Origin of the sequence: Deinococcus sedimenti, from assembly GCF_014648135.1 — a bacterium.
Classification (GTDB): Bacteria; Deinococcota; Deinococci; order Deinococcales; family Deinococcaceae; genus Deinococcus; species Deinococcus sedimenti.
Genome location: NZ_BMQN01000001.1, coordinates 639,745 through 652,442, shown reverse-complemented (window position 1 = coordinate 652,442; position 12,698 = coordinate 639,745). Strand labels below are relative to the sequence as shown.

Annotated in this window: 13 protein-coding genes; 5 read left to right on the top strand and 8 right to left on the bottom strand. The window is 69.4% G+C overall.

Annotated features, from left to right (window positions below):
- The first annotated feature begins 3 nt into the window (after nt 1–3).
- A complete protein-coding gene (locus IEY69_RS03235; RefSeq protein ID WP_189071686.1) occupies nt 4–1,032 on the top strand; it encodes an ABC transporter permease in 1,029 nt (342 codons plus the stop codon).
- 16 nt (nt 1,033–1,048) lie between these two features.
- Entirely contained in the window at nt 1,049–2,050 is a 1,002-nt protein-coding gene (locus IEY69_RS03230) for an ABC transporter permease (RefSeq protein ID WP_189071685.1), read from the top strand.
- A 56-nt stretch (nt 2,051–2,106) separates the two neighbouring features.
- On the opposite strand, the gene ftsY is transcribed toward IEY69_RS03230, so the two are convergent.
- The 3 genes from ftsY to IEY69_RS03215 form a co-directional block, all read right to left on the bottom strand.
- On the bottom strand, nt 2,107–3,063 hold the full coding sequence (ftsY, locus tag IEY69_RS03225) for a signal recognition particle-docking protein FtsY (RefSeq protein ID WP_189071684.1): 957 nt from the start codon (nt 3,061–3,063) through the stop codon (nt 2,107–2,109).
- A 93-nt stretch (nt 3,064–3,156) separates the two neighbouring features.
- Nucleotides 3,157–3,417: a glutaredoxin family protein gene (locus tag IEY69_RS03220; RefSeq protein WP_189071683.1), complete on the bottom strand. Its 261-nt coding sequence runs from the start codon at nt 3,415–3,417 to the stop codon at nt 3,157–3,159.
- Nucleotides 3,418–3,419: 2 nt separating this feature from the next.
- Nucleotides 3,420–5,492 carry a protein kinase domain-containing protein gene (locus IEY69_RS03215; RefSeq protein ID WP_189071682.1) on the bottom strand — a complete coding sequence of 691 codons (2,073 nt, stop codon included), beginning with the start codon at nt 5,490–5,492 and terminating at the stop codon, nt 3,420–3,422.
- 198 nt (nt 5,493–5,690) lie between these two features.
- Here IEY69_RS03215 and IEY69_RS03210 point away from each other — a divergent pair, with 198 nt between their 5' ends.
- Both IEY69_RS03210 and IEY69_RS03205 read left to right on the top strand, forming a co-directional pair.
- Nucleotides 5,691–7,493, top strand: a complete 1,803-nt coding sequence (locus IEY69_RS03210; protein WP_189071681.1) for a hypothetical protein — start codon at nt 5,691–5,693, stop codon at nt 7,491–7,493.
- A gap of 330 nt (nt 7,494–7,823) precedes the next feature.
- A complete protein-coding gene (locus IEY69_RS03205) occupies nt 7,824–8,480 on the top strand; it encodes a glycosyltransferase (RefSeq protein WP_189072343.1) in 657 nt (218 codons plus the stop codon).
- Between the two features lie 125 nt (nt 8,481–8,605).
- Here the strand turns inward: IEY69_RS03205 and IEY69_RS03200 are convergent, their stop codons facing one another.
- Genes IEY69_RS03200 through IEY69_RS03185 form a run of 4 tightly spaced genes read right to left on the bottom strand, consistent with a single transcriptional unit; the run spans nt 8,606 to nt 11,038 of the window.
- Nucleotides 8,606–9,157 (bottom strand): hypothetical protein, encoded by a 552-nt coding sequence (locus IEY69_RS03200; RefSeq protein WP_189071680.1) that lies wholly within the window; start codon nt 9,155–9,157, stop codon nt 8,606–8,608.
- Between the two features lie 38 nt (nt 9,158–9,195).
- The gene (locus tag IEY69_RS03195) at nt 9,196–10,050 is read right to left on the bottom strand and encodes an MBL fold metallo-hydrolase (RefSeq protein ID WP_189071679.1); all 855 of its coding nucleotides are present in this window, start codon (nt 10,048–10,050) and stop codon (nt 9,196–9,198) included.
- Nucleotides 10,047–10,616: an inosine/xanthosine triphosphatase gene (yjjX, locus tag IEY69_RS03190; protein WP_189071678.1), complete on the bottom strand. Its 570-nt coding sequence runs from the start codon at nt 10,614–10,616 to the stop codon at nt 10,047–10,049. The genes IEY69_RS03195 and yjjX overlap by 4 nt, the downstream gene beginning before the upstream one ends.
- Entirely contained in the window at nt 10,613–11,038 is a 426-nt protein-coding gene (locus IEY69_RS03185; protein WP_189071677.1) for a DinB family protein, read from the bottom strand. The genes yjjX and IEY69_RS03185 overlap by 4 nt, the downstream gene beginning before the upstream one ends.
- 138 nt (nt 11,039–11,176) lie before the next feature.
- Between IEY69_RS03185 and IEY69_RS03180 the strand changes: the two genes are divergently transcribed.
- Complete coding sequence (locus IEY69_RS03180; RefSeq protein WP_189071676.1) at nt 11,177–11,611, top strand: response regulator; 435 nt, start codon at nt 11,177–11,179, stop codon at nt 11,609–11,611.
- Nucleotides 11,612–11,680: 69 nt separating this feature from the next.
- On the opposite strand, the gene IEY69_RS03175 is transcribed toward IEY69_RS03180, so the two are convergent.
- Nucleotides 11,681–12,652, bottom strand: coding sequence for an aldo/keto reductase (locus tag IEY69_RS03175; protein WP_189072342.1), 972 nt, complete (start codon nt 12,650–12,652; stop codon nt 11,681–11,683).
- Between the last annotated feature and the right edge of the window lie 46 nt (nt 12,653–12,698).

Sequence of the window (12,698 nt, the reverse complement as noted above, 5' to 3'; positions counted from 1 at the left end):
ACCTTGGGCAGTTACCTGATCCGCCGCCTTGCACGCACCCTGCTGGTCATGCTGGGCATCAGTCTGGTCGTGTTCGTGTTCGTCCGCTCCATTCCCGGCGACCCGGCCGTCGCCATGCTCGGCGAGCGCGCCACGCCCGAAGCCGCCGCCGCGCTGCGCGAGCAGCTGGGCCTGAACAAACCCTGGTTCTTCAACCCGGCCAACCCGCTGGACGCGCAGTACCCGAAGTACATGTCCGCCCTGCTCAGCGGCGACCTGGGCACCGGACTGAAGAGCAACATCCCCGTCCTGGATGACCTGAAAGCCCGTTTTCCCGCCACGGCGGAACTGAGCATCGCGGCGCTGCTGGTCGCGCTGCTGATCGGTATGCCCGCCGGGATCCTGGCGGCCCTGCGGCGCAACAGCATCTGGGACAACCTCGCCACGACCATCTCGCTGCTCGGCGTGAGCATGCCGGTCTTCTGGCTGGGCCTGCTGCTGTCGTACTTCTTCGGCGTGAAACTGGGCATCCTCCCGCCCAGCGGCCGCATCGGCACGGAGTTCGACATCGCGCCCATCACCGGTCTCAACGTGCTTGACGCGCTGCTGCGCGGACAGCCGGGCGCCGCGTGGGACAGCGTGCGCCACCTGATCCTCCCGGCCATCGCGCTGGGCAGCATCCCGCTGGCGATCGTGGCCCGCATCACGCGGTCCTCGATGCTGGACGTCCTGAACCAGGATTACGTGCGGACCGCCCGCGCCAAGGGCCTCGCAGACCGCACCGTGACCATGAAGCACGCGCTTCGCAACGCGCTGCTGCCGGTCGTGACTGTGATCGGCCTGCAGGCGGGCGCGCTGCTGGGCGGCGCCGTGCTGACCGAGACGATCTTCTCCTGGCCGGGCCTGGGCTCCTGGGTGTACGACGCGATCAGCCAGCGCGACTACCCGATCATCCAGGGCGGCGTGATCTTCGCGGCCCTGGTGGTCAGCGTCGTGAACCTGCTCGTGGACCTCAGTTACGCCGCTCTCGACCCGCGCATCCAGTACAGCTGAAAGGAACAGTGACCCGATGACGACAACGACTGTTCCGCAGTCCACCCCCAAACAGGACAGCATCTTCTGGCGGCGCTTCCGGCGCAGCGCGCCCGGCAAGGTCGGCGCGGTGATCGTGCTCGCGTTCGTGCTGCTCGCCGTGTTCGCCAGCGTCCTGAAACCCTACGATCCGCGCAACGAACCCAACCGGTACTCCCTGCGCCTCAAGCCGCCGTCCGTCACGGCCCTGTGGAACGAGGAGGCGAAGCAGACGTACACCGATCCCGTCAGCGGCAAGGTGAACGTGTTCGCCGCGCCGTTCGGGACGGACAACCTGGGCCGCGACATCATGACCCGCGTGCTGCACGGCACCCGCATCAGCCTGAAGGTCGGGGTGGTCAGCACCATCCTGGCCCTGGTGCTGGGTTCCCTGCTGGGCGTGCTCGCCGGGTACTTCGGCGGGTGGCTGGACAGCATCCTGGGCTACGTGACGGACGTCATGCTGGCCTTTCCCGGCATTCTGCTGGCCATCGGCTTTGCCAGCATCTTCAGCGCCGACAATCCACCCCTGCTGATCGCGGGCATGGACCGGCTGTTCGCGCTGAACAGCCCGCAACTGGTCACCGCCATGCTGGCCGTGTCCCTGGTGCAGATCCCGGTGTACCTGAGGCTGGCGCGCGGCGTCGTGCTGTCCCTCCGCGAGCGGGAGTTCGTCGCGGCGGCCGGTGCGCTGGGTGCCTCGCAGTGGCGCATGGTGTTCCGTCACGTGCTGCCCAACAGCCTGTCGCCGCTGATCGTGCAGGGCGCGCTGAGCATCGCCACCGCGACGATCGAGGTCGCCGCGCTGGGCTTCCTGGGCATCGGCGCGCAGCCTCCCCTGCCCGAGTGGGGCACCATGATCAGCGATAGCCGCCAGTACTACCTGGACGCCCCGTGGACCATGATCTTCCCGGGTCTGGCCATCTTCCTGACCGTGCTGGGCTTCAACCTGCTCGGCGACGGTCTGCGCGATGTGCTCGACCCCCGCAGCACCCAGTAACCCCGCAAAGACAGAGGCGGCCCCCCGGATCACCTGGGGGCCGCCTCTGTCTGCCGTTACTCGCGGGGGATGTTCACGTCGAACAGCGCGCGGACAAACTCGCGGCTGTCGAAGGGTTGCAGGTCGCCGGGCTGCTCGCCCACCCCGATGAACTTGATCGGCACGCCCAGTTCCCGCACGATCGGCACCAGGATGCCGCCCTTGGCGGTGCCGTCCAGTTTCGTGACGATCACGCCGGTCAGCGGCGTGGACTCGTGGAACTTCTTCGCCTGCTGCAGCCCGTTCTGGCCGGTCACGGCGTCCAGCACCAGCCACACCTCGGCGGGTTCGTTCGGGTCGGCTTTCTCGATCACGCGGCGGACCTTCTTCAGTTCCTCCATCAGGTTGTGCTTGTTGTGCAATCTCCCGGCGGTGTCGACGAACAGCAGGTCCGTGCCGCGCGCCGCGCGGGCGGCGGCGCCGTCAAAGGCGACCGCGGCCGGGTCGCCGCCGTCCACGCCCTGCACGACCGGGATGCCCAGGCGGTCGCCCCACACGCCCAGCTGCGTGCCCGCCGCGGCACGGAAGGTGTCTCCCGCGGCGAACATCACGCTCTTCCCGCGGTCCACGTAGTACTGCCCCAGCTTGGCGATGGTGGTGGTCTTCCCCACTCCATTCACGCCGATGACCATCACGACGTGGCCTCTGGGGTCCACGCTGCTGCGCCGCGCGTCCGGGCTGAAGCCCAGCTTGCGGAACTCGGCACGTTTCGAGTCCGGTTCGAGTTGCAGGGTCAGGGCGTCCATCAGCGCGTCCTGAAGGTTCTTGCCCTCGCTGCGGCGGATGTCCTCCAGGATCTCCTCGGTGGCGGCGCGGCCCACGTCAGCGGCGATCAGGGCGTATTCGAGGTCCTCGATGGTCTCCAGGCGGTTGGTGAGGACGTCGCGGACGTCGGTGCCGAGAAAACCGGCGGTGTCGTTGATCTGCCTGCGGGTCTTGGACAGCCCGTCACGGAGGCGCTCCAGCCAGCTCACGCGGGCACTCCGGCGGGAAGGGTGCGGTTACTCATGCGCCCACCATAGCGTCCCCACGCACCGGCGCGCGTCCCACAGGCCGGAGCGGCCGGTTCAGGTCGCGCGCATCAGGATCAGCTTCAGGGCCCCCAGTCGGGCGCGGCTGAACGCTCCCTTGCCCAGCACCTGCTCCGGCTGCCCTGGGGGTGTCCAGGCCAGGACCGGTACGTGATCGGTCCAGCGGAGCCGCAGGTCGGGGGCCGTGTCGATATCGACCGGGGTGAACGCGAGGTCCATCGCGCCCAGGTGCGCGGCGGCCTGCTCACACAGGTGGCATCCGGCGCGGGTGTACAGCGTCAGGGTGGGCAGCGGCACCGTCAGGCCGGTTGCAGCACGTGGGGACGCTGCAGCAGCGACATGGCCTGCACCGGCGCGTACATGTCGTTCGAGGACAGCAGGTCGCCGACACTGGAGTAGATGCGCAGCACCTGTCCACCCTGACGTACGGCGTACATCTGCCCGTCCGGACCGATCTGAATCAGCCAGGGCGCGTCGGTGGGTTCGCCCACCAGGGTCTCCATCGAGAAGGTCAGGCCGGGCGAGCCGTCCGCCTCGATCTTGCGCACCTTGCGGGCCACGCTGTCCACGATGTATACCGCCCCGAACTGATCCACGCCCAGCCCCTCGAGGGGACGCAGGGCGTCGCTGTTGCGGTCCAGGCGGAACGCGAAGCGGCTGATGTACTCTCCCTGCGCGCTGAACCGCTGCACCTCGTTGTTGCCGGTGTCGAGCACGTACACGTGCCCGTCGGGCGCCGCCACGATGCAGCGGGGCCGCTCGAACCGGCCCAGACCCTGGCCCCGCCCTCCGAACCGGCGGATGAACCTGCCGTCCAGGTCGAACATCACCACGTGGTGCGCTTCGGCGTCCAGGACGTACAGGTGGCCCTGCGCGACAGCCACGCTGACCGGTTGCAGCAGCTCACCCTCGCCCAGACCGTACGCTCCGAAGGACGTCAGCTCCTTGCCGTCAGCGTCAAGCTTGCGGACCAGCGCGCCGGCCTTGCCCTGGCGGTAGTCGAGCAGGGTCACGTACAGGTTGCCGGCGTGGTCGCTGGCCATGGCGTTCGGGGCGCCCGGCAGGCCCTGCGCCGTCTGGTCGCGCAGACTGGCGCGCAGCTTGCCTTTCAGGTCCAGCAGGCGCAGCGTGCCGCGTTTCTCCTGCACGCTCAGCGCCAGGGCGACCGGGTCGTTGAACACGTCATCGCTGAGCACCCCGGCGTCGATCCGGGCGATCACGTCGTCCAGGGTGGGGCGGGAGGCGGGGTCCTTTTCGATCATGTGCAGGATCAGGTCGTTCAGCTTCCCCGGCACTTCCAGGCGAACCTGCTTGGGCGGCTTGGGGGACTCGAAGACCTGCTGGTGCACGACGGCCTCGTAGCTGCCCTTGAAGGCAGTCTGCCCGGTGACCATCTCGTAGGCGAGCAGGCCGAGCGAGTACACGTCGCTGCGGGCGTCCACGCGGTTGCCCTTGGCCTGTTCGGGCGCCATGTAGATGGGCGTCCCGACGCGCGCGCCCGTCATGGTCAGCCGGGTCAGGACCTTCCCGACCGCGATGCCGAAGTCCATGAGCTTCACGCCGCCCTCCCGCAGGATGCCCTCCGTGAACGCGTTTTTCAGGATCATGACGTTGGCGGGCTTGATGTCGCGGTGCACGACGTTCTGCGCGTGGATGTGCCGCAGCGCGTCGGCAAGGGCGCGAATGATCTGCGCGCTTTCCGCGAAGGCCAGCGTGCGGTTTTCCAGCAGGTCCTCGAGACTGCTGCCGTCCAGGAATTCCATCGCGATGTAATGCTCGGGATCCTGCATGCGGTAGTCGTACACCCGCACGATGTTCGGATGACTGAACCGCTTGAGGACCTCCGCCTCGCGGTAGAAGCGTTTGACGAACTTCGCGTCCGCGAGGTACTTGTCCTGCGGGACCTTCAGGGCAACCGTGCGGCCGTCCTGCCGGCGACGCGCACGGTACACGCTGCCCATCCCACCGATCCCGATCCGGTCGAGCACCTCGTACTCCTGGAAGCGCAGGTCGCTGGTGACCTTGGACGGGCTCAGCGTCGAGCGGCGCGGCACCTGGGTGGGCGCAGCCGTCCGCTGCACCTTGACCGGCCGGCGCCCCGGGCGATCCAGGCTCGGCAGGACCATCCGGCCCATGTGGTACGCCGCCGTGGTGATCAGGAACCCGGCGGCCACCAGCACGCCCTGCGCGCGGCTCAGTTCGCTCAGCTGCGCCGCGCCGCCCGGCCCCCCCACGCCCAGGGCCAGCGCACCCAGCAGCAGCCCCAGCAGGCCCACGACCACGGCGGCCACGATGCTCAGCACGCGCTCGCCGAGCCGGACCGTCAGCAGCACCCCGACGATGAAGAGCGCGGCGAGCAGCAGGGGCGTCACAGGCCAACCCGGTTCGCGCGCGGGAACGGAAGAGCGAGGCACTTCATTGACTCCTGTTATACAGGGCGGCGCTGTCCAGCGCCTTACATCAAGGATCGTCCCGCCCCCCGTCAGGGTTGCCGGCGCGCCCGGCGGACCGAAGCGGCATACTGAGGCCGATGCCCACCGCCATCCTGAACACCCGCCCGGAGGTGCACCGTGGACCACTGGCTTGAACTCGTGGAACTGTATGAGTACAAGGTCCAGGACCTCGTGGAGGGCCGCGTGCCGCGCGGCGGGCGCCGCGGCCTGGCCCTGCTGCGAGACGAGTTGCTGGGCGCCCCGCTCGACGCCGGGCTGCTGCGCCGCCTGATGGAAACCGACCGGCAGTACCGGCTGCACCAGGGCAACCCGGTCCGGCAGACCCGCGCCCGCTCCGGGCACGGAGGACAGAGTACCTGGACCGCGCCGCCCACGGCCGATTCCGACGAGTCGCGCGCGTGGGAGGAACTTCAGCTGCTGCAGTGGCACCAGCGGGCGGCCGGGCAGACGCGGGACCTGACGCTTCGCTGGCAGCGCGAACCGGAATTCGCGCACCTGCGGGTGCTGTACACCCTCATCGAGAACGCCGAGCGGCTGGGACGCCCCGGCACGCAGCCCCTGGCGGTCCCACCGGCCCACGACGCGCTGATGGACCTGCACGACCCGGAGGTCACCGGGCGGCTGGCCGCGGCCCTGTCGGTGCTGCTGCTGACCGAGGACGGGCGGGCGCGCGTGCGGGCGGCGCTGTCGGCGGTGCATGCCGAGCCGTTCCCCCGCCATCCGGATGAGGACGTGCTGGCTGCCCGGATTGCCGCGGCGGAACGGGAACCCATCTCGCACGAGGCGCGCGAATTGCTGATCCGGGCGCTGCGGGCCGAGTTTCCGCTGCCGCGCGATCCGCGGGAACGGCCGGCGATCCGCGCGGCCGCGCGGCACGTCTCGCAGCTGCTGGACCCCATCCTGGAAGCCCTGCCGAAACCCAGCCTGAACGGGGCGCCGCAGGGCAGCATCCTGTTCGCGCAGCATGCGGGCAGCGCCATGCGCGTCCCGGACGATGGAGCCGAGCGCCTCACCGTGTACCTGCGGGGGGGCAGCAGCACCCGCTGGCGGGGCCTGAACATCGAGTGGCAGCCGATCGGACCGAACTGGCAGTTGCAGGTGGGATCGCAGCTGACCCTGCTGCGGCCGGGCCTTCCGACGCACGAGCGGTCGCAGACGCTGAAGCTGCCCGATCAGCAGTTCCGCGCGTTCGTCAGCGGCGCGTACCTGACCCTGGTGGTCGAGAGTCACACGGCGCAGGAGCTGGGGCGGCGCGCGTCGACCGCGCGGGCCACGGCGCTGCTGCTGGACCCGGCGCACGACTTCGCGTTCCTGCGGCTGGCCCGTGCGGCGGCGCAGGTGCTGCGCGGCGGCGCACTCCAGCCCGAGAAACTCACGCCGGACAGCGCCCGGAAGTACCAGGATTCCACGCCGGACGTGCTGCTGTCCTTCGCGCGCAAGGGTGTGGAGACCCTGGTTCAGCGCCTGGCCCGCCTGCCGGCCGACAGCGCCGCGCAGGCGTTCCGGGCGGCGGCGCAGACCCTGGGGCTGCACCGGACGGTCGCGGACCGACTGCACGCGGCGCTTCACGTGGCCCTGCACGATCCGGAGTCCCTCCCGGAGGGCCGGGCGGTCACGCAGCTCACGCTGACGTCCGGCGGCGGGTTCGTCAGCGCGGTTCTCACGGACGAACCGCTGAGCATTCAGGTGGAGGGGCGGGGCGTGACGATCCGCTGGGATTACAAGGGCGAACTGGTCGTGATGATGCCGGGCTTGGCCCCGATGGTGCTGCACGACCTGCTGGTGGCGCGCCTGCCGGGCGGCAATCTGCTGCTGGTGCGGCACGGGTCGTGGCTGAGTGCCGCGCTGACCGCGGACGTGCCGGTGCCGGCCGCAGAGGCGGCGGAGCTGTCCACGGCCGAGCTGCGGATCACGAACTGACCGTGGTGGTCAGCTCCGGACCCGGGTCACCCCGGGGCTCCGGCAGCAGAATTCAGAGGTGTTGAAGGGCTTTCTCAATCCCTCTGAAGACCTCTGAATCGAGCGGAGCGAGCACCTGAAAAGGACAGCGGTTGGAAGTGGAGCCCTGGGGCGTGCAGGTGGCCCCGGGGTGGAACTGGAGCCCGCTGGGAGGTCAGCCGCGTCTCTCATCGGATGAGCGCGCCGCGGCGCAGCTCTGCGCGTCCACTGGCTCTGGAAGCGTGACGGTAGACCACGGGCATCGCTCTGCGTGCCCGGGACGGTTTGGTCAGAGGCGACGTGGCGGGTACCATGGGCGGCATGTCGGGTGCCTTGGGGTCTTCCAGCGCAGTGGTGATTGCGGCGTTCAATGAGGAGGATACCGTCGGCGAGGTTGTGCGCGTGGCGCGGACCTTCACGCCGGAGGTGGTCGTGGCGTCCGACGGCAGCGTGGACGATACGGCCCGCGTGGCGCGCGAGGCGGGCGCCGTCGTTGTGGACCTGCCGGACAACCTCGGCAAGGGCGGGGCGCTGCACGCGGCGCTGCTGGCCGCGCAGGCGGAGGTCGTGGTGCTGCTGGACGCGGACCTGACCGGCCTGACGGACGAGCATCTGCGCGCCCTGTGTGAGCCGGTGCTGCGCGGCGAGCTGGACATGAGCATCGGTGTGTTCGAGGGTGGCGGGTTCGTGACCGACTGGGGGAACAAACTGACCCCGCATCTGAGTGGTCAGCGGGCCTGCCGCCGCGAGTGGCTGCTCTCGGTACCGGACCTGGGCACGGAACGCTGGCCGGAACCGGCGATCACGCGGCACCTGAAGGCTACCGGGGCCCGGTGGGCGTACGTGGAACTGCCGAACGTGGCGCAGGTCGTCAAGGAGAAGAAGCGGGGCTTCTGGGGTGGCGCGAAGGCGCGCACGAAGATGTACGTGTCCCTGCTCACCTACCGCGCCCGGCGCCGCCGAAACTGACCGCCGCCGTCGCCCTGGGTGTGACCGTGCGTCCAGGGCTTTTTTCGCGCAGAGGTGTGCTCCGGCAACTTTCATCGTTTTACGGGTGAGCAGGTCTCTCGGGACTTCTGCACCTCCCGTAGGGATCAGCGTTGCAGGTCGATGGTGCTGCCGTCCGCGGTCTGGTAGCGGACGATGCCCAGGGCGGGAACGAAGTAGCTGAGCTGCACGCTGGCCTTGCCGCCGGTGACGGTCTCGCTGCGCAGGATCAGGGCGTTGAAGGATCCGGCAGCCAGTTTCAGAGGAGCGACGCCAGTCACGGTGACGGTCATGCGCAGGGTTCCGGTGCTGGACTGCCACGTCTGGCCGGGTTTCAGTGGGCCGGTGGGGTACACGAGCAGGGGCGCGGCGTACCAGCTGAGCCGGCCGGCCGCGTTCACGCCGCGCAGCCAGACGCTGCCGTCAGGGCGGTACTCGAGCATGTCCTGGCTGTAGGTGGTGCTGCCGAACTGGTGGCTCAGCGGCACGACGGTCACGCCGCGGTGGGTGACCGGCGCGCCGACCAGCTGCGTTTCGCCGCTGCTGTAGGTCCAGCGGGTGCCGGGGCGGTGCGGGTAGTAGTGCGGGTCGAGACTGGCTGCCCAGGCTGAGGGCAGGACAGTCAGGGCCGTGAACAGCAGGGGCAGCAGTGAACGCATGAACTCCCGCAGGGTAGCGTGTCGGGGTGCGGGCGTGTTCAGGGGTGCTGATCCGGCGCGAGCGTGAAGCCACCTCTGGGGTTGAGATGCAGCTGCGCGAAGGCGGTGTCCGGGTCGTGGGGGGTGCAGATCAGGGCGCCTTCCTCGAACCATTGCCCCAGGTACCGTTTGCGGGTTTCCAGCGTGGTGACGGGGTACAGGTCGTAGCCCATGATGTACGCGGTGGGGGCGTGGGCCAGGGTGGGGATCAGGTCGGCCACGTACACGAGGGTCTGTCCGTCCTGCCGCAGGACGACGCCCTGCTGGCCGAGGTTGTGTCCGGGGAGCGGGAGGACGCTCAGGCCGGGGCGCAGGTCGTGTTCGCCGTCCACGATGTCGAACAGGCCCGCATGCTCGATGGGGTCGATGTACGCGGGGAGGTAGCTGGCGCGGCTGCGTTCGTGGGTGTGGCGGGCGTCGTGGAGTTCCTGTTTCTGCACGACGTAGCGGGCGTTGGGGAAGGTGGGTTCGCCCAGCGTGGTGACGTTGCGTCCGGCGTGGTCGAAGTGCAGGTGCGTGTTGATGACGAGGTGAATGTCCTCGGGAGTCAGGTTCATGGCGTCCAGGCCGCGGAAGACGGTCTCGTCACGGTCGAGGGCATACATGGCCTCGAATTTCTCGCCGCCCTGGTCCCACATGCCGGTTTCGACGAGAATGTTCTCTCCGTCCAGCTGGATCAGCAGGGGGTTGATGCGCAGGCGGATGCGGTTGAGGTGGTCGGGGGTGGTGGCCCGCTCCCACAGGACGCGGGGGACGCTGCCGAACATGGCGCCGCCGTCCAGGCGAAACTCGCCGTCGGTCAGGGAGTGGACGGTGGCGGGGCCGATCTGGCGGGACTGGATCCAGGTGCTCACGAGTCCGAGCCTAACAGACGTTCGTTTTTCCCATCTGCTGCGGACGGGTACAGGTCCGGGTGCAGGGCGGGCACCAGCGCCAGGGCCAGCGCCTGGGCCCACACGCCCGGGCGGGTCACCAGTCCACCTGTCAGGGCGCCCACCGTGCCCGCCCCACGCTTCAGGTCCGTGGTGCCCAGCACGGCGTCCATCACCCGGCCCAGTTCCTCACCGGCCAGCACGCGGGGCAGCACCGCCGGAGGCACCGGGAGTTCCGCCGTGCGGGACATCAGGAGCGTCTCGTCCTGCGCCCGCACGGCCGCCACCACCCCGAACAGCCAACCCTGTCCCCGCTCGACCCGCACCCCACCTTCCAGGCCCACACCCCAGGTCGCTCCCGGACGGCGGGCGGCGCGGCGCGCGCGGTTCACGGCCCCCCGCCGGGTCTCCCCCACCCCGATGGGCTGATCACGCACGCCGCTGGGCACCGCCACGCCCCGCACCTCCAGGCCGGGGAACAGAGCCGAGAAGACGCCCTGCACAGGCTGAACCTTGCCCGGGTTGAGGGACCCGACGAGGACCGTCACGCCTGCTCCGGGCCGGGCAGCGTCCCGTGCAGGCGGCGCAGCAGGGCCACCTGCCCCCAGTGGTAGGCGCTGTGCACCGCCAGGTCGGTCAGCACGTCCCGCGCCCGGGTACTCGGGTCGGCTGCCAGAGCCTGCGCCTCGGCCAGTCCGGCACGCAGGTCCAGAAGCACTGCGGCGAGTCGGTCGGCGGTCCAGGGCCCGTCCGGCCAGACGTTCAGCCCATCCGGCCACGTTTCGGCCCGTCCGGACGCCAGGGCCAGACTGGCCCGCTGCGTGACCTGCAGGTGCTCCAGCAGGGCCCCCAGGGTGTACGGCAGGTCGGGAACCGTCTGGACGGCCTCACCGAGGCTCAGGTCGTGAAGCAGGGCGTCCGGGGTGCGGAAGGCGGCGCCGCCGGCCAGGGAGTACTGGAGCACGTTCATGTCGTCCAGAGTACCGGCCGGGACGTCAAGGCTGCCTCAAGGGTGCGTAGGGAGCGGGTGAACCTGTATGGGGGCACACCATCACGTGCGCCTGCCAGACTGTCACGCAGTGGCCCGGAAGCGGGCCGGAGGCTTCCCATGACCCAGACCCCACTGCCCGTCCATATTCTGCTCGTCGAGGACAGCGAGGCCGACATCATCCTGACCCAGGAGGCGTTCGCGGACGCGGGTATCCTGAATCACCTGCAGATTGCCCGGGACGGTGTCGAGGCTCTGAAGTACCTGCGCGACCCGGCCAAGGCCCGCCCGGACGTGATCCTGCTGGACATCAACATGCCGCGCATGAACGGCCTGGAGTTGCTGCGGGTGCTCAAGCACGACCCGGCGCTGATGACCATCCCGGTGATCATGTTGACGACCAGTCACGCCGAGGAGGACATCCTGCGCTCGTATCAGGCGTTCGCCGCGAGCTACGTGGTCAAACCCGTGGAGTTCGGCAAGTTTTACGAGGCCATTCAGGCGCTGGGCCGGTACATGCTGACCATCGTGCGCCTGCCGCCCCGCGCCAGCTGAAACTGGATTGCATCAGCCCCCGGTTGCGTCTGCTCCTGGGGGCTGATTACTGAGGGTCGAAGGTAGTGATCAGTCCGCGCGGTACCAGTTGCGGTCCCAGCGGTGCGCGTGCAGGCGCTGGACCTGCTCGGCCGCGAGGCCCTGCCCGTCCGCCAGCGCGGCGTTGCGTTCGACGTTGCGCACAGAGCGCATGCCGACGATCACGGTGGACACAGCGGGGTGCGCCAGCACGAAACGCAGGCTGGTCTCCGCGAGCTGATCGGTGCGGATGCCGAGGTCCTGCTCGATGGCGCGCAGGCGCGGTTGCAGCTGCGTCAGGCGGTCGCCGCCGAAGTAGCCGTTGCGCCAGTCGCCGTCAGGAAAGGTGGTGGACTCGGTCAGGGTGCCGGTCAGGCTCCCCTCGTCGAGCGCGACGCGCACGATGACGCCCACGCCGTTCGCGAGGCAGGCGTCGAGCAGGCGGTCCTGCGGGGACTGATCGAACACGTTGTAGATGACCTGCACGGAGTCCACGGCGCCCGCCTCGACCGCCTTCACGGCGTTGTCCGGCTGGTGGTCGTTGATGCTGATCCCGAAGGCGCGGATCAGTCCGTCGCGCTTGAGCTGGGTCACCGCGTCCTGCCAGTCGCCCTGGCCCAGCCAGGCATCGTTCCAGACGTGCAACTGCTGCACATCGATGCTGGGCAGGCCCAGGCGCTCCAGGCTGGCGCGGGTCATGTCGGTGATGTACTCAGCGGGGAAGGCCTCGTCGGCGGTGGTGCCGGGCGCGGCGGGCCACCCCATGTTCTTCGGGCTGATCTTCGTGGCGACCAATGTACCGGGATGCTCGCGGGCCACCTGCCCGACGAGGCGTTCGCTGTGGCCGCTGCCGTAGCCCATGGCGGTGTCGATGAAGTTTCCGCCCAGTTCGATGTAGCGGCGCAGGGCGTCCAGGCTCTGGTCGTCCTGGGCGCCCTTCCACATGTCGGCGCCGATGCCCCAGGCGCCGTAGCCGATCTCGGTGACGTTCAGGCCGGTGCGGCCCAGCGGACGTTGGTGCATGGTCATCCCCAGACTGTAACGATTCAGAACGTGTGAATCCAGCCCC